Origin of the sequence: Thioclava sp. DLFJ4-1, from assembly GCF_002020145.1 — a bacterium.
Lineage (GTDB): Bacteria > Pseudomonadota > Alphaproteobacteria > Rhodobacterales > Rhodobacteraceae > Thioclava > Thioclava sediminum.
The window spans coordinates 605,973-628,633 of the sequence record NZ_MPZT01000001.1 but is presented as its reverse complement, the minus strand read 5'-3'; the positions used below and the strand labels follow the sequence as shown (position 1 = coordinate 628,633).

Here is a 22,661-nt window from a genome sequence, read left to right as displayed (position 1 = left end):
ACGGCTTGACCTCGGAACCTCCAGCGCTTCTTTAGTGTTTGACACACGTACCTTCGAACTAATGAGAGGACATCATGGCTTTTGAACTTCCCGATCTTCCCTATGCCCACGACGCGCTCGCGGATCTCGGCATGTCGAAGGAAACCCTCGAATATCACCACGACATTCACCACAAAGCCTATGTCGATAACGGCAACAAGGCGATTGCCGGTACCGAATGGGAAGGCAAGTCGGTCGAAGAGATCGTGAAGGGCACCTACCAGCCGAACGCGGTTGCGCAGAGCGGCATCTTCAACAACGCCTCGCAGCATTGGAACCACACCCAGTTCTGGGAAATGATGGGTCCGGGCAACTCGGCGATGCCGAGCGAGCTGGAAAAGGCGCTGACCGAGAGCTTCGGCTCGGTCGACAAGTTCAAGGAAGACTTCGCCGCCGCAGGTGCGGGCCAGTTCGGCTCGGGCTGGGCATGGCTCGTGAAGGACACCGACGGTTCGCTGAAAGTGACCAAGACCGAGAACGGCGTGAACCCGCTGTGCTTCGGCCAGACCGCCCTTCTGGGCTGCGACGTGTGGGAGCACTCCTACTACATCGACTTCCGAAACAAGCGCCCCGCCTACCTGTCGAACTTCCTCGACAAGCTGGTGAACTGGGAAAACGTCGCTTCGCGCATGTGATTTCCGCGAAACGAATGAATTGGAAGGGCGTCCTGCGGGGCGCCCTTTTTCATTTCCGCGCCTGTGGCGATTGCCGGAACGGAAAGCCTGCAAAGCAGGAACCGCGACCCAGCCAAATCGGTTTTCTTGACAGCTACCAGAAACCAAGAGGAGGATATGATGGCAGAGCGTATTCGTTCGAAAGACGGCAAGCGCGAAACCGAAGAGGTCCTCGGCGAGAAGCCCGAGAATATCGAGACGCCGGAAGGGCAAGGCAGCTCGGGCGGGAACCTCAATCGCAAGGTCGGCACCCGCGACGAGAAGAAACGCCTCGATGAGACTTCGGCAGGCGCGACCCGTCCGTTGGGCGGCGACGAGCGCGACAGCGGTGAAAAGGAGAAGATGTGATGACCAAGCTTTCCAAAGGCACCTGGGTTGTGATCGCGGATGGCGAGAAGGCGCTGTTTCTTGAAAACATGATGGACGAGCAGGATCCCAACCTCGTCGTGCGCCGCATCGACGAGCAGGAGAACCCGCCGGATCACGAGCAGGGCACCGACAGCCCCGGTCGCATGGCCGATGACGGCCCCGGCCATCGCTCGGCCTTCCAGGAGACCGACTGGCACGAGCTGGCGAAGATGCGCTTCGCCGACGATCTGGCCGAGCGGCTCTACAAGATGGTCCATAAGGGCCGGATCGAGCAGCTGGTGATCGTTGCGGCGCCGCGTGTGCTGGGCGAGATCCGCTCTGCACTGCATAAGGAAGTCTCCGACGTGGTGGTGGCCGAGATCGACAAGACGCTGACCAATCACCCCCGCGACGAGATCGAGAAGCTGGTGAAGGAAGAGCTCGCGACCGCCTGAGCCGCACCTCGCCAAGATGACAGGAAAAGCGCCGTGCGGGTCTCGCGCGGCGCTTTTTCATTTGGGCTGAAAGGGGAGTGGGGGATGCTGATGGTCCGAGCGCCACCGATCGTTCAACTCGCCATGCGTCTCCGGTCGTCTGTCGCGCAACGCAAAAACGCCGCGCGAGACCCGCGCGGCGTTTTATGGATGGGGAGGAACGAGGCGGCTTAGTCGTCGTTCTCGAGGCTCTGCTTGAGCGTTTCGATATCGGGGTCGCTGGCGCGCGGGACGATCCGATAGACCGCGTTGACGAAGCAGAACACGGCGAACCCGAGAAGCCCCACGCAGATCGCCCCGGTCAGGAATTGACCGAACGGGTGTCCGCGCAGCCACTCGAACACCTTGCCGAGGCCGCCCGCGCTCGAGGGATCGTAGCTATAGGCCGCATAGACGATCAGCGCGCCCATGATCACGATCACCACGCCCTGCGCTACAAGCCCCGCCTGCAGCACGATATTGGCCCGCCGCGTGACCTCGTTGGCTTGCAGATGTTTCAGGTAAGCCTTGGTGATCCCTTTGTAGAGGTAGTAGCCGCCCGCGCCGATCACGATCAGCCCGATGACGCCAAGCGCGATACGTCCCATCGGTGCACTTAGGATCGTGGAGACCAGTTTGCTCGTCCCGTTGTCGCCGCTGGCGCGGGCGACCAAAGTCGTCACCGCGATACCGCCGATGCCCAGATGGACGAGACCGCTGACAACGAGGCCGATCCGTGCGACCCAGCCCTTCATCTCGGAGCCATAGGCCTCGAGGTCCCAGACCGCATCGACCACGCGCCAGATCGCATAAGCCGCCATGCCGAGCGCGATGGCGACCAGCACCACGGCCCCCCAGCCGCTCGACAGCTTCTGCAGCACCTGCTTGGTGCCCTCGGCGCTGCCGCCATGAAACAGCGACCAGAGCGAGACGCCGGCGACGACGAGATAGACGAGCCCGCGCCCCCCGTAGCCCGTGCGCATCACGGGCACTGCCCAGGCGAAATCGTCGGGGTCGTGGCTGTCTGTAGCGGACATTGGCGGTCTCTCTCGGCACTGTGAATTGACGCAGACCCAATGCGTGGACAAGCGCACAGGTTCCCGTGAGGCGCGGCCTTTCCTTTCGCCCGCCAATCGGTCAGGGTCACGCGGTTGAGAGAAGGGAATTTCGATGAACGAGGCGGTCAAGGGCTTCTGGGCGATGGTGACGGCCTGCGTCATCTGGGGGCTGTCGGGCCTCTACTACAAAATGCTCGACGGGATGCCGCCGATCGAGGTGCTTGCCCATCGCACGCTCTGGTCCTTCCTGTTCTTCGCCGTGATCCTCGGGCTGAAAGGCCGCCTTGGCGAGCTTTGGGTCGCGCTGGCGGAACGTCGCGGGCGCGGAACGCTGGTGATCGCGACGGCGGCGTTTATGATCTCGGCCAATTGGTTCACCTTCATCTGGTCGGTCCATTTCGGCCATGCGGTGCAGGCGTCGCTCGGCTATTACATCTTCCCGCTCGTCGCCGTCGTCCTCGGGCTGATCGTTTATCGTGAGGCGCTGAGCACGCGGCAGTGGATGGCGGTCGCGCTGGCGGCCACGGCGGTCATCGTCCTGACGATCGGGCTGGGCGTGGCGCCCTGGGTCTCGCTGATCTTGGCGGCTACCTTCGGCACTTATGGGCTGATCAAGAAGGGGCTGCGTGCGGGGCCGATGGTCTCGGTCTGCGCCGAGGTGCTGTTGCTCTCGCCGGTCGCTCTGATTGTGCTCTGGGGCTATCACGCGGGCTGGTGGGGCAATGCGCCCGGCGCGGGCCATTTCGGCGGCGACTGGAAGACGACGCTGCTGCTGATCTTCTCCGGCCCGCTCACCGGCACGCCGCTCTTGCTGTTCGCCTATGCGGCGCAGCGGGTGCGGATGGCGACCGTGGGGCTGGTGCAATATCTGAACCCGACCCTGCAATTCGCAGTGGCGACGCTGGCCTTCGGCGAGACGGTCACGATCTGGCACGCGATCGCGCTGGGGCTGATCTGGACGGCGCTCGCGCTCTATTCCAGCGCCAACCTGCGGATGCGCCGCCCGCAGCCTGCGGCACAGCCCGCCACGCAGCGTGGTTTAGGCGAAGGCTGAGACGAGCGCGCTTTCCAGCTCCTCCACGCTATCGACCGTCACGACGAGATCGCGCAGCGACGCATCCGCGAAGCCCTCGCCGATGATATGGTCGATCAGCGCCTCGAGCGGGGCCCAGTAGCCCTCGATATTGAGCAGATAGATCGGCTTCTCATGCAGGCCGATCTGGCGCCATGTCAGCACTTCGAACAGCTCGTCGAGCGAGCCCGCGCCGCCCGGCAGCACGACCACCGCATCGGCATTCATGAACATCACCTTCTTGCGCTCGTGCATCGTCTCGGTGACGACGAAGGTGGTCAGATCGCGCTTGCCGACCTCGCGCGGGAAGAGGTGCTCGGGGATCACGCCGAAGGTGCGCCCGCCTGCGGTTTGCGCCGCGCGCGCGACCTCGCCCATCAGCCCGACATCGCCCGCGCCGTAGACCAGCTGCCAGTCGCGCGCGGCGAGCATCTCTCCGGTCTCCTGCGCTGCTGCCGCATAAGCAGGCTTCGCGCCCGAACGAGAGCCGCAATAGACACAGACGGAACGGGGAAGGGTCATGACGGTGTCTCCGAAAATGCATTGTTATTGAGCGGTGATACCGGGGTTGCTAAGTTCCCTCAAGGGACCGGGTGACCTAGCCGTACATAAGAACAGGCGGCAGGCCCCGAGGGATGACGTGAAGGCGGGACTTAAATGAATGAAAACGTGACGGATCAACCAGTCGAGAGCACCGGGCTCGGGGCGGTGAAAGGGGGGGCGGTCGCGCTGCTCCTCGTGGTCTTGGGGCTGGTGCTTTGGGGCGTTCTGCGCCCGGTGGAGCGCGAAGGGGCGCAACCATCGGGGACAGATACCACTGCCGCGACCGGTTCCGCAGGCGCGCCGCAAACGGCCCAGCAGGGGGATGGGGGCACGACCTCCGGCACCGCCGCGCCGCAAAAGCAAGGCGTGGAAACCGTGGCTCAGGAAGCGGAAGAGGCGGCGAGTGCCGTGGCTCCGCTGGCTGAGGAGCCTACGGATAAGCTCGTTGAAACGGTCGACGGTCAGGGTGCTGAGGCCTCGGCTGCAGCGTCCGTCACCGGGACTGAGATGGGGGCTGACAGCACCACTGCAAAGGCGGCAGCGGACGGCAAGCCGCTCGCCCAGGTGCAATTCGATGCGCTGCGCGCCGCGCCCGACGGATCGGTGACGCTCGCCGGTCGGGCCGAACCGGGCGCCAAGCTCGATATTCTGGTGGACGGGAAAGTCGTGGCGAGCACGCAGGCCGATGGCGCTGGCAGCTTCGCCTCGCTCTTCGATCTGCCGCCCGCCGATGGACCGCGCGCGCTCTCGCTGCGGGTGACCGGCGCGGATGGTAACGCGCGCGATAGCGCCGAGACGCTCGTGCTGCGCGGCCAGCCGAAACAGGAGCGCCTTGCTTCGGCAGGGGAGAGCGCGACCTCCGGAACGGCTGCGGATGGTGCGACAGATGGAAGCGCCAGCGCGACGGCTCCGGCGACCGATGGTGCGGCGATGACCGGCACTGACGCAGGCGCGTCCGCCGCCACCGGGTCCGACGCGGCCCCCTCGACACCCACGCCGCCGGCAGCACCGCTCATCGCGGATGCCGATGGCGCGCGGCTGCTTGCTCCGAAAAGCGACGATCTGGTGATCGACACGATCTCCTTCGGCTCGGGCGAGGTTGCGCGCAGCGAAGGGCGCGGCGCGCCCGAGGGCACGACGCTCAGCGCCTATCTCGACGACACGCTCGTCGCCGAGGCGCAGCCGGGCGCAGATGGGCGCTGGTCGCTCAGCCTGCCTGGCTTGGGCACGGGTGAGCATAAGCTGCGGATCGACGCGCAGGATGCGTCCGGCAAGGTGGTCGCACGGGCCGAGACCGGCTTCGATCAACCCGACGAGATCCTCGTGGCGAGCGCGGCCGATCCGACCGGTGCGCAGGCGGCGTCGGTGCGCGCGACCGGAGAGGTGGGCGACGCGGTGAAAGTGGTGCAGATCGTGAAGGGCAATACGCTCTGGGCGATCGCACGCGAGGTCTATGGCGACGGGTTCCTCTATGTGCGGGTCTTCGACGCCAATCGCGACCAGATCCGCGACCCCGACCTGATCTATCCGGGGCAGGTCTTCAACATTCCCGCCCCCGATGCGCAGCCCGCCGAGGCTGCGCAGTAGCGCACAGACCGCTGGCACGGCTGGACTCCTGCGCGCCGCCGAGTAGGTTGCGCGCAGGTTTGACCGGTGAGGGGCGCTGCCCCGCTCCCTGACGGGAGCCCCCGGGATATTTTCGCCAAGAGGAAGAGGAGGGCGCGATGCCTCCGGCACAGATCACGACCAAGGGCAAGATGAATGCCGAGGAACGCGCCCGCGGCTGGCGCACGATCCGCGCGGTGCTGCCCTATCTCTGGGCGCATGAAGCCCCGTGGGTGAAGCGCCGCGTCGTCTTCGCGATGGTGATGCTGGTTATCGCCAAGATCATCTCGGTCGCGACGCCCTTCGTCTATCGCGAGGCGGTCAACGCGCTCTCGGGCGAGGGCACCTCGGCGGCCTGGGCGCTGGGCATGGGGGCGGTGGCGATCACCGTGGCCTATGGTGTCGCGCGCCTAATGACCGTGGCCTTCGGCGAGCTGCGCGATGCGATCTTCGTGAAGGTGGCGCAACGCGCGCTGCGTCATCTGGCGCTGCAGACCTTCACCCATATGCATCAGCTGAGCCTGCGCTATCACATCACCCGCAAGACTGGCGGCCTCAGCCGGATCATCGAGCGCGGGGTGAAAGGCGTCGAGTTCCTGCTGCGCTTCATGCTGTTCTCGGTCGGCCCGCTGATCGTCGAGCTGACGCTGGTGGCGATCATCTTCGCGGTGGTGTTCGACTGGCGCTACGCGGCGGTCGTGCTGGTCACCATCGCGGCCTATATCAAGTTCACCTTCAAGGTCACCGAGTGGCGCGTGAACATCCGGCGCGAGATGAACAAGGCCGATACGGCGGCGAACCAGAAGGCGATCGACAGCCTGCTGAACTTCGAGACGGTGAAATATTTCGGCGCGGCCAAGCGCGAGGCCGAACGTTACGACGACTCGATGAAGGGCTACGAGGCGATGGCGGTGAAGACCGGCCAGTCGCTCGCGGCGCTCAATGCGGGCCAGACGCTGATCATCACGATCGGGCTTGTGACGGTGATGGTCATGGCCGCGATGCAAGTGCAGGCGGGCACGCTGACGGTCGGCGATTTCGTCATGGTGCAGGCCTACATGATCCAGATCACCATGCCGCTGGGCTTCCTCGGTACGGTTTATCGCGAGATCCGGCAGGCGCTCGTCGATATGGGCGAAATGTTCGATTTGTTGCAGCAACCGGCCGAAATTCAGGACAAAGAGGATGCAGATGTTCTGAAAGTGAAAGGCGGGCATATCAGCTTCGACCATGTCGAATTCGCCTATGACCCGACGCGGCCGATCCTGAAGGGGATTTCCTTCGACGTGCCGGCCGGACAGACGGTGGCGCTGGTCGGGCCCTCAGGCTCGGGCAAATCCACGATCGGGCGCCTGCTGTTCCGCTTCTACGAGGTGAGCGGCGGCGCGATCCGCATCGACGATCAGGATCTGCGCGATGTGACGCAGGAGAGCCTGCAGCAGTCGATCGGCGTGGTGCCGCAGGATACCGTGCTCTTCAACGACACGATCCGCTACAACATCGCTTACGGGCGCGCCGATGCCTCGGACGAAGAGATCGTGGCGGCAGCGAAGGCCGCGCGCATCCATGACTTCGTGCTCAGCCTGCCCGAAGGCTATGACACGGCCGTGGGCGAGCGCGGGCTGAAGCTCTCGGGCGGCGAGAAGCAGCGGGTGGGCATCGCGCGCACGATCCTGAAGAACCCGCCGATCCTGCTTCTGGACGAGGCGACCTCGGCGCTCGATACGCAGACCGAACGCGACATCCAGATGAGCCTGAAGGCGATGGGCGAGGGGCGGTCCGTGATCACCATCGCGCACCGTCTGTCGACCATCGCGGATGCCGATCAGATCCTTGTGCTCGACAAGGGCGAGATCATCGAGCGCGGCCGTCACGAAGAGTTGCTGGCACAGCGCGGGCGCTATGCCTCGATGTGGGCGCGGCAATCGGCGGAAGAGGAAGACGAGGCGGAGCAGGGGGCGGCGTAAGTCTTCCGTTGTCAGCCTTCTAGGCGCGGGGCGACCAGCCCCGGGCCGCGCCCGACCCTCCCCCCGGGAGGGCGCATTGGCGAGGAGATCGCGGGCACGACCGACTTGCGGGCTTGCACGATAAAGCGCCACACCACTGCGATGCGACGCGCCCACCCGAGGGCCGGGCGCGGCTCTTCGCACTCACTCCGCCGCGTCGGGCCGTGTCACCAGATGCGGCTTCACGCCGCCTTCGGGTTCGCCATCCTCCCAGATGATCTCGCGGCCACGCATCTTGCGCATCGCACGCTCCAGCGCGAGGTCGCGCGCAGCCCGGCTGTCGATGCCCTGCATCAGCGCCGAAAGCGCCTTGGTCCCGCGATAGGCGCCGGTGTTGAACCAGACCCGGATCGCCAGCAGCGCGGGCGTCAGAACCAGCGTCAGCACGGTCGCGGTGCCAAGGCCGAACACCACTGCGGTCGCCAGTTGCTTCCACCAGAGCGCCGTCGGACTGTCGATCGAATAGCCGCCATTGAAAAAATCGAGCGACAGGCCGAACATCATCGGCGCAAGCCCCGCCATCGTGGTGATCGTGGTCAGCAGCACGGGCCGCAGGCGGGCCTCGGCGGTGCGGATGATCGCCTCGAGCTCGGGCATGTAGCGCGAGAATTCCTGATAGGTATCGATCAGGATGATGTTGTTGTTCACCACGATCCCCGCCAGCGCGACGATGCCCACGCCGGTCATGATGATCGAGAATTGCTGGCCCATCACCAGCATCCCGATCAGCACGCCTGCCGTGGACAGTACCACCGCCAGCAGCACCAGCACCGAATTGTAGAAGCTGTTGAACTGCGCGAGCAGGATCACGAACATCAGCGCCAGCGCGCCGCCGAAGGCGGTCATCAGGAAGTCCTGGCTCTCGTTCTGCTCGACCAGATCGCCGGACCATTCGTAGCTGACGCCCGGCGGCAGCGCGGCCTCGGTATCGAGCCACTCCCCGAGTGCGGCGATCCGCTCGTTGCCGGTGATCGGCTGGCCGTCGTCATTGGTGAGGCCCTCTTCGACACCCGCCTTGATGTCGTAATAGCGGGTCTGGTCGATCCGGTCGATCTGGCCCAGCTTGGGGGCGGGCGTTCGGGTGATGAAATTCGCGAGCGGCACAAGCCCCTCGGAGGTGCGCAGCTTCAGCGTGTCGAGGGTCGACAGCACCCGGTCTTCCTCGGGCAGGCGCACGCGAATCTCGATCTCCTCGTCAGATGAGGGCACGCGCATCGTGTCGAGCAGGATGCCGCGCGTCACCAGCTGCACCATCCCGCCCACGGTCGCCACATCCGCGCCGAAGCGGCCTGCGCGGGTTACGTCCACGTCGACCACCCAGTCGATGCCGGGCAGGGGGCGGGTGTCTTCGATCGCGGTGACGCCCTTCATATCCGCCATATGTGCCTCGACCTGCCGCACGGCCTTGTCGAGCGCCGCGAAATCATCGCCCTCGAGCCGGAGCTGGATCGGCTTGCCGGAGGACGGCCCGCGATCCTGAGCGAGATATTCGGACTGGATGCCGGGGATCGTGGCGATCTTCGCCATGATCTTCTCCATCACCACATCGCCATCGAGCGCCGGGTCGTCCTTGCGCTCGGCCCAGGGGATCATCTCGACCTGAATCTGGCCGATCGTGTCGCGCGGCGCGCTGGCCCCGCCATTGTTCTGGTTCAGCCCGCCTTCGCCCGCGAAGGAGAAGACCGCGCCGACGCCGGGCGTGCCGATCACCATGTTCTCGGCTTCCTGCAGCAGCGCGTCCTTCTCGGACAGCGAGAGGTTGCCGCGGCCCCGGATATAGACGATCGCCTGTTCGACCTCGCTGTCGGTGAAGAACTGGGTGCCGTTATTGTTCTTGCCGTAATAGCCGAAGGTCATGACGACGCCGGTCACGATCACCGCGACCACGATCAGCGGCATGATCGGATTGCCTGCGATGGCGGCGGTGAAATAGCCGAAGGGGCGGCGGCGATAGCCCGCCTCGATGGGCTTCGGTTTGCCTTGGGGCTTGGCCGCTGTGAAGGTGATCGAGCTGAGCAGCGTCGCGATCACGAAGAGGATCACGCCGGGCAGCGACGCCAGCAGATTGCCCGAAGCTGTATGCGTGCCCGAGAAGAAGGCCGGGTTGAGCGTCAGGAGCGCGCCGAGGAAGACGAGTCCGGCCGAAGCTATGGCAAGCAGCAGGCGCAGCCCGTACGGCCAGCCCTTGATTACCCGCGCGCCTATGTCGAGACGGCGGCTCATCCGGCCCGCGACGCCGCCCACGACGGGCAGGTAGATCAGCGCCACGACCAGCGAGGCCGAGAGCACGAAAATGATCGTGACCGGCAGCATCCCCATGAACTCGCCCGGCACGCCCGGCCAGAACAGCATCGGCAGGAAGGCGCAGAGCGTGGTCGCAGTCGACGACACGACCGGCCAGAACATGCGTTTCGCGGCTTCCGTGTAGGCGGCCATCGGGCCGGAGCCCTCAGAGATCCGCTTGTCGGCATATTCCACCACCACGATCGCACCATCGACCAGCATCCCCACCGCGAGGATCAGGCCGAACATCACGATATTCGAGATCGGCACGCCCATCGCGCCCAGCAGCAGGAAGGTCAGTAGGAAGGAGGTCGGGATCGCGAAGCCCACCAGCAGCGCCGAGCGCGTGCCCAGCGTCGCCAGCACAACGATCATCACCAGCGCGATCGCGGTCAGCACCGAGCCCTCCAGCTGGCTGACCATCGCGCCCACCGTCTTCGACTGATCGAGCGAAATCCCCACATCGACGGCGCGCTGCAGCGGCTCGGGCCAGCGGCTCTCGGTCTCGGCCACGGTCTTGCGCAGCAGGTCCACCGTGTCGATGATGTTGTAGCCTTTGCGCTTGACGATCTGCAGCGCCACCGTCGGCTCGCCATTGAAGCGCGCGGTGCCGGTGCGGTCCTCGAAAGTCAGGCGGATATCGGCCAGATCGCCCAGCGTCACGACGCTTTCGCCGTTCTTCTTCACCGGCAGCGCATAGACATCCTGCGCGGTCTCGAAGGTCGCGGGGATCTTCACCGAGAACGCGCCGCCATCGGTCTCGACCTCGCCTGCCGCGATCAGCTGGTTGTTGGCCTGCACGACATTGATCAGCTCGGGGGCGGTGACGTTATAGGCCTCGAGCTTCAGCGGATCGATCACGACTTCCAGCATCTCGTCGCGCTGGCCCGCGATCTGGGCTTCCAGCACCGGCTCCAGCCCCTCGACCTCGTCCTGCAATTCGCGGGCGAGCTTTTGCAGGGTGCGCTCGGGCGCGTTGCCCGACAGCGTCACCACGACGATCGGGAATTCGGAGAAGTTGATCTCGTTGATCGAATACTTTTCGGCCCCGTCGGGGAACTTGCCCTCGGCGGTGTTCATCGCATCGCGCACATCGGCGATGATCTTCGTCTTGTCCCAGCCGAAGTCGAATTCGAGCATCAGCCCCGCGTAATTCTCCTTCGCGATGCCGGTCATCTTGTCGAGCCCGTCGAGCCCGGCCAGTTCGGTCTCCATCGGCTTGACCAGCAGCTTCTCGGAATCGGTGGCCGAAATGCCGGGGAAGGGGACCGAGATGAACAGCATCGGAATCTCGATATCCGGCTCGCCCTCCTTGGGCAGGCTCAGATAGGCGGTCAGCCCCGCGAGGATCGAGATCGCCACGAAGGCGATCACCATCCGCGCGCGTGCTGCGGCCCAATCGACGATGCCGGTCATTGCGCGGCCCCGTCGGTGGCGTCGCCATCGTTTTGCGGGGCGGGCGTCATGGGGGCAGGCGTGTCTTGGGCCGCATCGCCCGGCGCGTGCTCGACGAGGGTCACGGCGACGGGCGAGCCCTCGGTCACGTAGTCTTGCCCGACCACGATCACTGTGGCGCTTTCCGGCAGGCCCGCCAGCCAGACGCCCTCGGGCGTGTCACGCAGGAAGTCGACCGGGGCGAAGCGGGCCACGCCGTCCACCGCGAGCCGCACGCCCAGCTTGCCCTGATCGTTCAGCGTCATCGCGGAGGCGGGCAGGAAATGTGCCTTGGTCCCATCGGCGGCGACGATCATCTCGACCGTCTGGCCCTCGCGGATCGAATGGCCGCCATTGGGCGCTTCGGCCTCGATCCGGAAGGTGCGGGTGGCGGCATCCGCCGATTGCGAGACGAAAGTGACCTTGCCCATCACCTCGCGCCCGGTCGCAAGCCGTGCGCCGACCATCGCGCCGGTCTTGACCCGGTCGATCTCGGTTTCAGGGATATAGCCCACGAGCTTGATCGGATCGAGCTGGATCACGGTCGCGCAAAGCCCGCCCGCCGAGAGCAGCGAGCCCAGTTCGGCGGTGTCTTCCTCGATCATCCCGGCAAAGGGCGCGGTGATCTCGAGCCGCGCCAGTTCCGTCTGCGCGGCCCCGACGGCGGCGCTTGCGGCTTTCAGCGCCGATTGCGCGGAGGCGGTGGAGGTTTCCGACCGGTAACCGCCTTCTTTCAGCTTCTCGGCGGCGGTGGCGTTGAGCCGCGCTTCCGCCAGCCGGGCCTGCGCTTCGGCCAGCGCTGCGGGCCGCGTGCCGGGATCGAGCTTGCACAGCAGCTGACCTTTCTCGACCTGCGCGCCCTTGCCGAGCGGCTCGGAAATCACCTTGCCCGTCGTCTCGGAGCGCACCTCAACGCGGCGCGCGGCCTCGGTCTGCCCGCGCGTCAGAACGCCCTGATCGAGCGGCTGCGCGGTCGAGACCATCGCCTGCACCGGCACGGCGGGGGTGCCGGTCGCCTCGACCTGCTGCGCTTGCTCGGCAGGCGTCGCGGCATCGCCGAGATAGCCCATCAGGCGGTCGCGCTCGAACACCAGAAGGTAGAGCGCGACAAGAACGAGGATCGCGTTAAGGATCGGGACCGGACGCATCGGCGGGCTCCTGTATGTGGGCACGGCGTCTCGCCAAAATGGGGACTGAACCGCAGCGTTCAACTTACCGAGAGCGGCGCGTGATCTCAAGGCTTGCATTCCTCAAGGACCCGCGTGAACAGAGCGGTTCGTGCGGCCCTTGGCAGCGCCGGGGGAGCCGTGTAAGAGGGGCGCCAAAGCTACGAGGAGACCCGCGCGTGAGTGATACCGACAGTTTCATCGACGAAGTCACCGATGCCGTGCGTCAGGACAAGCTCTGGGCGGCGTTCAAGAAATGGGGCTGGATCGGCGCGGTGATCATCCTCGCTATCGTCGGCGGCACCGCTTGGAATGCGTGGCAGAAGGAAAAGACCGAGGCCGATGCGCGCGCCTTTGGCGATCAGGTGATGGCGGCCGTGAACGGTGACGCCACCAGCGCCGATCTCGCCAAGGTAACGCCCGACGGTCCCGGCCGCACCGCGGTTCTCAAGATCATGCAGGGCGACGCCGCGATCGAGGCGGGCAAGCCCGACGAGGCGATCAAGTTCTTCGATGCGGTGAGCGCCGAGCAGGGCCTGCCGCGCTCGATCAGCGATCTCGCGAAGCTCAAGGCGGTGATCGCGGCGGGCGACAAGATGGATTCCGCCAAGCGCGACGCGACGCTGCAGGAACTGGCGACCCCCGGCGCGCCCTACCGCCTTCTGGCGATGGAGCAGCAGGCGGCAGCAGCCGTCGCATCCGGCGACACGGACGGCGCGATCTCGATCGCCCAGCAAATTCTTCAGGACGCCGGCCTCACGCCGGGCTTGCAACAACGCGCGACAGAGTTGATTGTGGCGCTGGGTGGCGAAGTGCCGACCCAGCCGGGGCAGTCCGCTCCGGCACCGCAAGAGTAAAGGGTTGAACCGGCGCGCCTTTATCGGGCGTGCGGGCACTGCAAGAGAGCCGAGACAGGCAGGGGGAACGGGCGTGAAGCTGAGCAAGACGATCTGCGTGCTGAGTGTGGCGGCTTTCGTGGCAGGCTGTACCAAGGAAACGATCCTCCCCGGCGAGCGTCTCTCGCCCCGCGACGCGCTGCGCGCCGAAGAGGGGCTGCCGCTGGCCGACGCGCCGGCCCAGCAGTCGCTGCCGATCTCGCTGCCGCGTCAGGTGGGCAATGCCGAATGGCCGCAGCGGGCTGGCTCGGCGACCCATAGCCTGTTCAACGCGGCGCTCGGCAACGGCACGACGCCGGTCTGGTCCGCCGATATCGGTTCGGGCAATGCGCGCCGCTATCGCATCACCGCCGATCCGATCGTGGGTGGCGGCAAGGTCTATACGCTCGACAGTCAGGCCCGTGTCACCGCGACGGCGACGAATGGCGGGCGCGTCTGGCAGACCGACATCACGCCTCCGGGCGACCGTCAGGGCGATGCTTCGGGCGGCGGCGTGGCCTATGCCAACGGCACGGTCTACGTGACCTCCGATTTCGCCGAGCTCGTCGCGATCGACGCAGCCACCGGCGGCATCAAGTGGCGGCAATATTTCGACGCGGGCATCGGCGGTGCGCCGACCGTGAAGAACGGTGTGGTCTATGTGGTCGCGCGCGATTCCTCGGCCTGGGCGATCCGCGCCAGCGACGGCAAGGAAATCTGGCAAGTGCCGGGTGCGCCGTCGGCTTCGGGCATGACCGGCGTCTCCTCGCCTGCCGTCACCGATCGCATGGTGATCTTCCCGTTCTCCTCGGGCTTCCTGAGCGGCGTCCTGCCGCAAAGCGGGATGCAGATGTGGAACTCCAAAGTGCCGGGCGCGCGTCCGGGCGTGGGCTATGCCAATATCGTCGATCTGACCGGCGATCCGGTCGTGGTGGGCGATACCGTCTATGCGGGCTCCTCGGCGGGCAAGCTGGCGGCCTTCGACGTGAATTCCGGCGAGCGGATCTGGACCGCGACCGAAGGGGCCAACAGCCCCGTGCAGGTTGCGGGCGGCTCGATCTTCCTCGTCTCGGATCAGGGCAAGATCGTGCGTCTCGATGCCAAGACCGGCGATCAGATCTGGTCCAAGGATCTGCCCTATTACACCAAGGACAAGCCGAAGCGTCAGCGTGACATCGTCGCGAGCTACGGTCCGGTTCTCGCAGGCAACAAGCTGTTCGTCGCGTCTTCCGACGGCGTGCTGCGCGTCTTCAGCCCGATCGACGGCAGCCTGATCGGCCAGGCGAAGATCCCGGGCGGGGCTGCGACCGATCCGGTCGTGGCGGGGCGCACCCTCTACGTCGTCGGCGGCGATGGGAAACTGCACGCTTTTCAGTGAGCCCTTTAGGGTGTAAGGGGGCCGCTTACGACCGCCCAAGGAGGGCATCATGAGCTTTACCCTGGCCATCGTGGGCCGCCCGAATGTCGGAAAATCGACGCTGTTCAACCGGCTTGTCGGCAAGCGACTCGCGCTTGTCGACAACATGCCCGGCGTCACGCGCGACCTGCGCGAGGGCGATGCGCGTCTGGGCGATCTGCGCTTCATCGTGATCGACTCGGCCGGTCTGGAACTGGCCGAAGACGACAGCCTTCAGGGCCGGATGCGCCGCCTGACCGAGCGCGCCGTGGAAGAGGCCGATATCTGCCTCTTCATGATCGACGCGCGCGTGGGCGTGACGCCCGCCGACGAGATTTTCGCCGATATCCTGCGCAAGAAAAGCGCTAACGTCATCCTCGCGGCCAACAAGGCCGAAGGAGCGGCAGGCGATGCGGGCGCGATGGAAGCGTGGAGCCTTGGTCTGGGCGAGCCGCTGCGGATCTCGGCCGAGCATGGCGAAGGTCTGGACGATCTCTATACCGCGCTGGTGCCGCTGGCCGATGAATTCGCCGAGCGCAACGCCGCGAACGCGCCGGTCACCGATATCGTGATCGAGGACGAGCTCGAGGAAGGCGACATCCCCGCCTACCAGCCGCCCTCCGCCACGAAGCCGCTGCAGCTCGCCGTGATCGGGCGCCCGAATGCGGGCAAGTCGACGTTGATCAACAAGATTCTGAACGAAGACCGCCTGCTGACCGGCCCCGAGGCCGGGATTACCCGCGATGCGATCTCGGTCACCGCCGATTTCATGGGCACGCCGATGCGGATCTGGGACACGGCGGGGATGCGCAAGAAGGCGCGTGTCACCGACAAGGTCGAGAAACTGAGCGTGGCCGATGGCCTGCGCGCGGTGCGCTTCGCTGAAGTGGTCGTGGTGCTGCTCGACGTGAATATTCCGTTTGAAACCCAAGACTTGCGGATCGCCGATTTCGCCGAGACCGAGGGTCGCGCCGTTGTGGTTGCTGCGAACAAATGGGATCTCGAAGAGGATAAACCCGAGAAGCTGAAGGAACTGCGCGAGGCGTTCGAGCGCCTGCTGCCGCAGCTCAAGGGCGCGCCTCTGGTGACCGTCTCGGCCAAGACCGGCAAGGGGCTCGACCGGCTGCATAATGCGATCCTGAAGGCCCATGAGGTCTGGAACCGCCGCGTGCCGACCGCGAAGCTGAACAACTGGCTGACCGCGATGACCGAGGCGCACCCGCCGCCGGCTCCCGGCGGTCGTCGGATCAAGCTGCGCTACATCACGCAGGCGAAAACCCGTCCGCCGGGCTTCGTGGTGAAATCCACCCATACCGACAAGATCCCGGAAAGCTACGAGCGCTATCTGGTCAACGGTCTGCGCGAGAGCTTCGACATGCCGGGCACGCCGATCCGCCTCTACATGCGCGATCAGGGCAAGACGAACCCCTACAAGGATCGCAAGAAGTCGATCCCGTCGCGCCTGAAAAAGCACGTCGATGCGAAAAAGCGCTCGGCCCACAAGGAATCGGCGCGTAAAGCGCGCGAGGCGAAGAAGGGCGAGTAAGGCTCTAATCCTAAAAGAAAACGCCCGCCGGAGGATGTCGAAATCTCCGGCGGGCGTTTTTCGTTTCAGCGATGCCGACGCGCTTTACAGAAAGCCCAGCCGATCGAGGGCGGCTTGAGCGCGTGCGCGCTCTTCGGTCGAGTCCGAAAGCACGCTCGCATTGATCTCCGCCATCAGTTTCGACAGCGTCTTTTCCCGGCGCATCGCGATGATCTGCGCGGGGATCTGGTCCTCACCGATCTCGAGAATGCGCCTCATCAAGACGCTATCCCGCTTGTGCGTGACTGTTACGGACATGTGCAGCTCTCCCGGCGACTCACTTCTAACACGGAAACGTTAACAACGTTCCCGCCCGGAGTCTTGCGTCGCCGGGTCGCAGTGTCAGGCCAGCTTGCCGTCGACCAGGCGCGTCTTGCCGCCGAGATAGGGGTGCAGGCAGGCGGGCAGGGTGACCGAGCCGTCCTCTTCCTGACCGTTCTCCAGCACCGCGATCAGGCAGCGCCCGACCGCGAGGCCCGAGCCGTTCAGCGTCGCGATGAATTCGGGCTTGCCGCCGCCTTCGGGCTTGTAGCGTCCGTTCATCCGTCGCGCCTGGAAGGTGCCGCAGGTCGAAACCGAAGAAATCTCGCGATAGGTGTTCTGACCCGGCAGCCAGACCTCGAGGTCATAGGTCTTCTGCGCGCCGAACCCCATGTCGCCGGTGCAGAGCACGATGCGACGATAGGGCAGTTCCAGCGCCTCCAGCACCGCCTCGGCGCATTTCGTCATGCGTTCATGTTCGTCGATCGCGGTCTCGGGCGTGCAGAGCGTCACCATCTCGACCTTCTCGAACTGGTGCTGACGCAGCATTCCCGAGGTGTCCTTGCCTGCGGACCCGGCTTCCGAACGGAAGCAGTTCGTATGGGCGCACATGCGCTGGGGCAGGGCGGCAGCGTCCATGACCTCGCCATTGGCGTAGTTGGTCAGCGTCACCTCGGCGGTGGGGATCAGCCACCAGCCATTGGTGGTCTGATAGCTGTCCTCGGCGAATTTCGGCAATTGCCCGGTGCCCATCATCGCCTCGTCGCGCACCAGCACGGGGGTGATGTTCTCGGACAGATCGTGCTTGTCCACATGCAGGTCGAGCATGAATTGCGCGAGCGCCCGGTGGACGCGGGCGACCCCGCCCTTGAGCACCACGAAACGCGAGCCCGACAGCTTTGCCGCCGTCTCGAAATCCATCTCGCCACCCACCGCGGACAGCTCGAAATGCTCTTTCGGATCAAAGGCGAACTCGCGCGGCGTGCCCCAGCGGCTCACTTCGACATTCTCGTCCTCATCTGCACCATCGGGCACATCGGCCAGCGGCAGGTTCGGGATCGTCATCAGCAGATCGCGCAGCTTGGCGTCGAGTTCGCCCGCCTCGGTCTGCATCTGTGCGACCTCGGCTTTCTTCTCGGTCACCAGCGCGCGCAGGCGCTCGAATTCGACTTCGTCGCCTTTCGCCTTCGCGGCGCCGACTTGCTTCGACGCGGCGTTCTGATCGGCTTTCGCGGTCTCGGCGGCGTGGATTGCCGTGCGGCGCGCCTCGTCCATCGCGAGAATCTCGGGCGAGAGCGGCGAGAGCCCCCGCCGCGCCAGCTGCGCGTCGAATTCTTCGGGGTTTTCGCGGATTGCGCGGATATCGTGCATCTCACCATCTCCAAGACTGTTGCGGGAAAGGCTTTAGCGCATGAAAGTGAAAGCGAAAACCCCCGGCGATGCGGCCATGACACAGGTCAATGAATTCGAGCCTGTGGAGTGGTTGTATTCTGTTGGGCGAATACATATTCAATAACCGGAATATAAATTGCAGGCGCAGGGGCGCGCCGGTAAGGGAAGGGAACCCGAGATGACGTTGAAGCTTCTGCCGTTGGCATTCGCCGCGTTGATCCTGCCGGGAATCGCGTTGGCGCAGGACGGGGCGATTACGGTCGAACCGCAGGTCGTGACCGATTGGAAGTCTGTCTACGGGCAGGTCGAGGCAAAGAACACGATTGCGGCGCGTGCGCGGATTTCCGGCACGATCACCGCGCTTGACGTGACCGAGGGCGACGAGGTCAAAGCCGGTCAGGAGATCGGCAAGATCACCGACCAGACGCTCGATTATCAGATCGGCGCGGTCGATGCGCAGATCAACGCGCTCGAAGCTCAGCTGGAAAACGCGAATACCGAGCTCAAGCGCGGGCAGGAATTGCAGGCGCGCGGCGTCTCGACCTCGCAGAATGTCGATCAGCTTCAGACGCAGGTGAATGTCTACGAGGGCCAGATCGCGGCGCAGAAAGCGCAGCGCAAGGTCTATGAGCAGCAGCAGGAATTCGGCACCGTGACCGCGCCGATCGACGGCAAGGTCGTGACCGTGCCGGTCACCAAAGATGCCGTCATCATGGGCGGCGAGACCATCGCGACGATCGGCGGCGGCGGGTTCTTCCTGCGTCTGTCGATCCCCGAGCGTCACGCTGACACGCTGCACATGGGCGACACGATCATGATCACCGATCCCGACGGCAAGGAAATCGAGGGTAAGCTGGCCAAGATCTACCCCGAGATCGAGGGTGGCCGGGTGCAGGCCGATGTCGAAGTGCCTGATCTGGATTCGCGCTTCGTCGGCGCGCGGCTTCTGGTGAAGCTGCCGATGGGCGAGCGTGACGCGATTGTCATCCCGCAGGACTATGTCTTCAACCGCACCGGGCTCGATTTCGTCCGCGTGAAAGAAGCGGACGGCACCTATCTGCGCACGGTCGTGCCGGGCGTTAAGGTCAATATCGACGGCCAGGACATGGTCGAAGTTCTTACCGGTCTGAACGCCGGCGACACGGTGGTGCCGAACGATGAGCAATAACCAAGGCACCGGGCCCGAGACGCCCGAAGACGACGAAATCCACGTCAAGCTGGGGATCGCGGGGGGACTCACGAAGTCCTTCATCCGCTCGGCGCTGACGCCGCTGATGATCCTCGCCGCGATCGCGGTGGGTCTGGTCGCGCTGATCTCGCTGCCGCGCGAAGAAGAGCCGCAGATTTCCGTGCCGATGGTGGATATCCACCTGCAGGCGCCGGGTCTGAAGGCGCAGGACGCGATGAAGCTGGTGACCGAGCCGATGGAAACCATCGTGCAGGGCATCAACGAGGTCGAGCACGTCTATTCGCGCACGCAGGACGATTATTCGCTTGTGATGGCGCGCTTCAAGGTCGGCACCTCGTCGGATGCCGCGATCCTGCGCGTGCATGAAAAAGTCCGCGCGAATATGGACAAGATTCCGAAAGGCATCCCCGATCCGGTGATCGTGGGCCGCGGGATCGACGATGTGGCAATCGTCTCGCTGACGCTGACCGGCAAGGATGGCGCGCAGGTCGACAGCGACGAACTGACCCGTGTCGCGCGCGAATTGCAGACCGAGGTCACGAAGATCCAGAACGTCGGCCTGACCTATCTGGTGGGGGACGCCACGAGCGAGATCCGCATCGAACCCGAGCCCGACAAGCTCGCGCTCTACGGCGTCACGCTGCAACAGCTCTCGAACAAGGTCACGCAGGCGAACCGCGCCTTCAACACCGGCAATATCCGCCATGAGGGCAAGCAGATCAGCCTGTCCGCGGGCGAGACGCTGACCGCGCCTTCCGAGATCGCGGGCCTTCTGCTGACCACGCGCGACAACCGCCCCGTCTATGTGGCCGATGTCGCGAAGGTCTCCTATGTGCCGGACGCCTCGGACCATATCGTCTCCAACGTGCAGCGCGACGCCAATGGCAAGATCGAGCGCTCGCCTGCCGTGACGCTGGCCATCGCCAAGCGCGCAGGCTCCAACGCCGTGGTCGTGGCCGAGCATATCCTCGACCGCGTGCACGAGCTGCACGGCCAGCTGATCCCCGACAATGTCGAGGTGAAGGTCACCCGCGACTATGGCGAGACGGCGAACGAGAAGGCCAACGAACTGCTGTTCCACCTTGGCCTCGCGACGGTCTCCATCGTGGGCCTCGTGCTGGTCGCGATCGGCTGGCGGGAATCCATCGTGGTTGCGGTGGTCATTCCGGTGACGATCCTGCTGACGCTGTTTGCGGCCTATATCATGGGCTTCACGCTGAACCGGGTGTCGCTCTTCGCGCTGATCTTCGCGATCGGTATTCTCGTCGATGACGCCATCGTGGTGATCGAGAACATCGCGCGACACTGGGCGATGAAGACGCCCGGCAGCCGTGTGACCAAGGCGATCGAGGCCGTGGCCGAAGTGGGTAACCCCACCATCGTCGCCACCCTAACCGTTGTCGCCGCGCTGCTGCCGATGCTCTTCGTGTCGGGCCTGATGGGGCCCTACATGTCGCCCATTCCGGCGGTGGCCTCGGCGGCTATGATCTTCTCCTTCTTCGTGGCGGTGATCATCACCCCGTGGCTGATGGTGAAGGTCGCGGGCAAGGCGCAGCTGCATGGCCATCACGGCGATGACGACGCCTATGGCGGCGAACATGCGGGCGGCAAGCTCGGTCGGATGTATAGTGCCGTGGCGCGGCCGATCCTGAAGACCAAGGGCCGCTCGGGTCTGTTCCTGCTGGTCGTGTCGGTGCTGTCCTTCGGCTCACTGGGGCTGCTCTACACCAAGCATGTCACCGTGAAACTGCTGCCCTTCGACAACAAATCCGAACTCTCGGTCGTGGTCGATATGCCTGCGGGCACCTCGGTCGAGGGCACGGATGCGGTCGCTCAGCAGGTGGCCGAGATCGTGACCAAGCTGCCCGAGGTGCTCTCGGTGCAGACCCATGCGGGCACCTCTGCGCCGTTCAACTTCAACGGGCTCGTGCGCCACTACTACCTGCGCGCGCAGCCCAATCAGGGCGATGTTGAGCTTCAGCTTGCGCCGAAAGGGGAACGGGATCGCACCAGCCACGAGATTGCGCTGGAGATCCGCGACAAGATCAAGGCGATCAAGCTGCCTGAAGGCGCGAGCCTGAAGACGGTCGAACCGCCGCCGGGTCCGCCGGTGATCGCGACGCTTCTGGCCGAGGTCTATGGCCCGACGCCCGAGATGCGCCGCGACGCGGCCCGCCGGATCGAGGACGCCTTCAAACAGGTGCCTTATATCGTCGACGTGGATAACAGCTTCGGCATCCAGCCCGACAAGTTGCGCGCCACGGTCAATTCCGACGATCTGGAGTTCTACTCGGTCTCCGAGGGCGATGTCTGGGATACGCTGGGGATGCTGAACGGCTCGACCACGGTGGGCTATTCCCATCGCGGGCAGGAGCGCCAGCCGATCCCGATCGTGATGGAGCGCTCGAAGTCGAACAAGGTGATGAACGAGGAAACGCTCTCGACGCCGATCCCGGCCAATGTCCTGCCCGGCGCGCGCGGCGTGGTGGAGCTGGGCGACGTGGTCAGCGTCGACAAGGAGAAGGCGTCCTATCCGATCTTCCGCCATAACGGGCGCGAGGCCGAGATGGTCACCGCAGAGCTCGCCGGCAAATTCGAGGCGCCGCTCTACGGGATGCTCGCCGTTGACGATGCGATCAACAACATGGACTGGCCCAAGGGCGAGAAACCGGTCGTATCGCTGCATGGCCAGCCGCAGGACGAAAGCCATGTGACGCTTCTGTGGGACGGCGAATGGGAGGTGACCTGGGTGACCTTCCGCGACATGGGCGCGGCCTTCGCCGTGGCGCTTCTGGGGATCTACATCCTCGTCGTCGCGCAGTTCGGCTCGTTCCGCCTGCCGCTGGTGATCCTGACCCCGGTGCCGCTGACCTTCCTCGGGATCATGCTCGGCCACTGGATCTTCCACGCGCCGTTCTCGGCCACGTCGATGATCGGTTTCATCGCGCTGGCGGGGATCATCGTGCGCAACTCGATCCTGCTGGTGGACTTCATCCGCCACGGCAGCCACGAGGGCAAATCGCCGACCGAGGTGCTGATCGAGGCGGGGGCCATCCGCTTCAAGCCGATCCTGCTGACCGCGATCGCGGCGATGATCGGTGCGGTGGTGATCCTGGCCGACCCGATCTTCCAGGGTCTCGCGATCTCGCTGCTGTTCGGCCTGCTCAGCTCGACCCTGCTGACCGTGCTCGTGATCCCGGCGATCTACCGGATCTTCAAGACCTGATCCGGTCACCGACCTGAAACGCGAAACCGCCCGCAC

Annotated in this window: 17 protein-coding genes; 11 read left to right on the top strand and 6 right to left on the bottom strand. The window is 65.0% G+C overall.

The window, feature by feature from the left end; translation table 11 throughout:
• Positions 1 to 74: 74 nt before the first annotated feature.
• The 3 genes from BMI85_RS02755 to BMI85_RS02745 all read left to right on the top strand — a co-directional run bounded on the left by BMI85_RS02755 (position 75) and on the right by BMI85_RS02745 (position 1,516).
• Complete coding sequence (locus BMI85_RS02755; RefSeq protein WP_078599425.1) at positions 75 to 674, top strand: superoxide dismutase; 600 nt, start codon at positions 75 to 77, stop codon at positions 672 to 674.
• Between the two features lie 159 nt (positions 675 to 833).
• Entirely contained in the window at positions 834 to 1,061 is a 228-nt protein-coding gene (locus BMI85_RS02750) for a hypothetical protein (protein ID WP_078519600.1), read from the top strand.
• Positions 1,061 to 1,516, top strand: coding sequence for a host attachment family protein (locus BMI85_RS02745; RefSeq protein WP_078599424.1), 456 nt, complete (start codon positions 1,061 to 1,063; stop codon positions 1,514 to 1,516). The genes BMI85_RS02750 and BMI85_RS02745 overlap by 1 nt, the downstream gene beginning before the upstream one ends.
• Positions 1,517 to 1,725: 209 nt before the next feature.
• On the opposite strand, the gene BMI85_RS02740 is transcribed toward BMI85_RS02745, so the two are convergent.
• Positions 1,726 to 2,571, bottom strand: coding sequence for a DUF1206 domain-containing protein (locus BMI85_RS02740; RefSeq protein ID WP_078599423.1), 846 nt, complete (start codon positions 2,569 to 2,571; stop codon positions 1,726 to 1,728).
• Between the two features lie 133 nt (positions 2,572 to 2,704).
• On the opposite strand from BMI85_RS02740, the gene rarD reads away from it, so the two are divergent.
• Positions 2,705 to 3,646 (top strand): EamA family transporter RarD, encoded by a 942-nt coding sequence (gene rarD / locus BMI85_RS02735; RefSeq protein WP_078599422.1) that lies wholly within the window; start codon positions 2,705 to 2,707, stop codon positions 3,644 to 3,646.
• Here the strand turns inward: rarD and BMI85_RS02730 are convergent.
• Entirely contained in the window at positions 3,632 to 4,186 is a 555-nt protein-coding gene (locus BMI85_RS02730) for a TIGR00730 family Rossman fold protein (protein WP_078599421.1), read from the bottom strand. The genes rarD and BMI85_RS02730 overlap by 15 nt on opposite strands.
• A 147-nt stretch (positions 4,187 to 4,333) precedes the next feature.
• On the opposite strand from BMI85_RS02730, the gene BMI85_RS02725 reads away from it, so the two are divergent.
• A complete protein-coding gene (locus tag BMI85_RS02725; protein ID WP_210402299.1) occupies positions 4,334 to 5,794 on the top strand; it encodes a LysM peptidoglycan-binding domain-containing protein in 1,461 nt (486 codons plus the stop codon).
• Between the two features lie 137 nt (positions 5,795 to 5,931).
• Entirely contained in the window at positions 5,932 to 7,779 is a 1,848-nt protein-coding gene (locus tag BMI85_RS02720) for an ABC transporter ATP-binding protein/permease (RefSeq protein ID WP_078599419.1), read from the top strand.
• Between the two features lie 183 nt (positions 7,780 to 7,962).
• Here the strand turns inward: BMI85_RS02720 and BMI85_RS02715 are convergent, their stop codons facing one another.
• Both BMI85_RS02715 and BMI85_RS02710 read right to left on the bottom strand, forming a co-directional pair.
• Entirely contained in the window at positions 7,963 to 11,517 is a 3,555-nt protein-coding gene (locus BMI85_RS02715; RefSeq protein ID WP_078599418.1) for an efflux RND transporter permease subunit, read from the bottom strand.
• A complete protein-coding gene (locus BMI85_RS02710) occupies positions 11,514 to 12,683 on the bottom strand; it encodes an efflux RND transporter periplasmic adaptor subunit (protein ID WP_078599417.1) in 1,170 nt (389 codons plus the stop codon). The genes BMI85_RS02715 and BMI85_RS02710 overlap by 4 nt, the downstream gene beginning before the upstream one ends.
• 197 nt (positions 12,684 to 12,880) lie before the next feature.
• On the opposite strand from BMI85_RS02710, the gene BMI85_RS02705 reads away from it, so the two are divergent.
• The 3 genes from BMI85_RS02705 to der all read left to right on the top strand — a co-directional run bounded on the left by BMI85_RS02705 (position 12,881) and on the right by der (position 16,518).
• The gene (locus tag BMI85_RS02705) at positions 12,881 to 13,558 is read left to right on the top strand and encodes a hypothetical protein (RefSeq protein WP_078599416.1); all 678 of its coding nucleotides are present in this window, start codon (positions 12,881 to 12,883) and stop codon (positions 13,556 to 13,558) included.
• A 73-nt stretch (positions 13,559 to 13,631) separates the two neighbouring features.
• Complete coding sequence (locus tag BMI85_RS02700) at positions 13,632 to 14,954, top strand: PQQ-binding-like beta-propeller repeat protein (protein ID WP_078599415.1); 1,323 nt, start codon at positions 13,632 to 13,634, stop codon at positions 14,952 to 14,954.
• Positions 14,955 to 15,003: 49 nt separating this feature from the next.
• Entirely contained in the window at positions 15,004 to 16,518 is a 1,515-nt protein-coding gene (gene der, locus BMI85_RS02695) for a ribosome biogenesis GTPase Der (RefSeq protein ID WP_078546368.1), read from the top strand.
• A gap of 84 nt (positions 16,519 to 16,602) precedes the next feature.
• Here der and BMI85_RS21315 read toward each other — a convergent pair whose 3' ends face one another.
• Together BMI85_RS21315 and serS are read right to left on the bottom strand one after the other, a co-directional pair.
• The gene (locus BMI85_RS21315) at positions 16,603 to 16,776 is read right to left on the bottom strand and encodes a hypothetical protein (RefSeq protein WP_158522071.1); all 174 of its coding nucleotides are present in this window, start codon (positions 16,774 to 16,776) and stop codon (positions 16,603 to 16,605) included.
• Between the two features lie 123 nt (positions 16,777 to 16,899).
• Positions 16,900 to 18,189: a serine--tRNA ligase gene (gene serS / locus BMI85_RS02685; protein WP_078599414.1), complete on the bottom strand. Its 1,290-nt coding sequence runs from the start codon at positions 18,187 to 18,189 to the stop codon at positions 16,900 to 16,902.
• Between the two features lie 199 nt (positions 18,190 to 18,388).
• Here serS and BMI85_RS02680 point away from each other — a divergent pair, with 199 nt between their 5' ends.
• Together BMI85_RS02680 and BMI85_RS02675 are read left to right on the top strand one after the other, a co-directional pair.
• On the top strand, positions 18,389 to 19,378 hold the full coding sequence (locus BMI85_RS02680; protein WP_078599413.1) for an efflux RND transporter periplasmic adaptor subunit: 990 nt from the start codon (positions 18,389 to 18,391) through the stop codon (positions 19,376 to 19,378).
• Entirely contained in the window at positions 19,368 to 22,625 is a 3,258-nt protein-coding gene (locus BMI85_RS02675; protein ID WP_078546374.1) for an efflux RND transporter permease subunit, read from the top strand. Before BMI85_RS02680 ends, BMI85_RS02675 begins: the two co-directional genes overlap by 11 nt.
• Positions 22,626 to 22,661 lie beyond the last annotated feature (36 nt).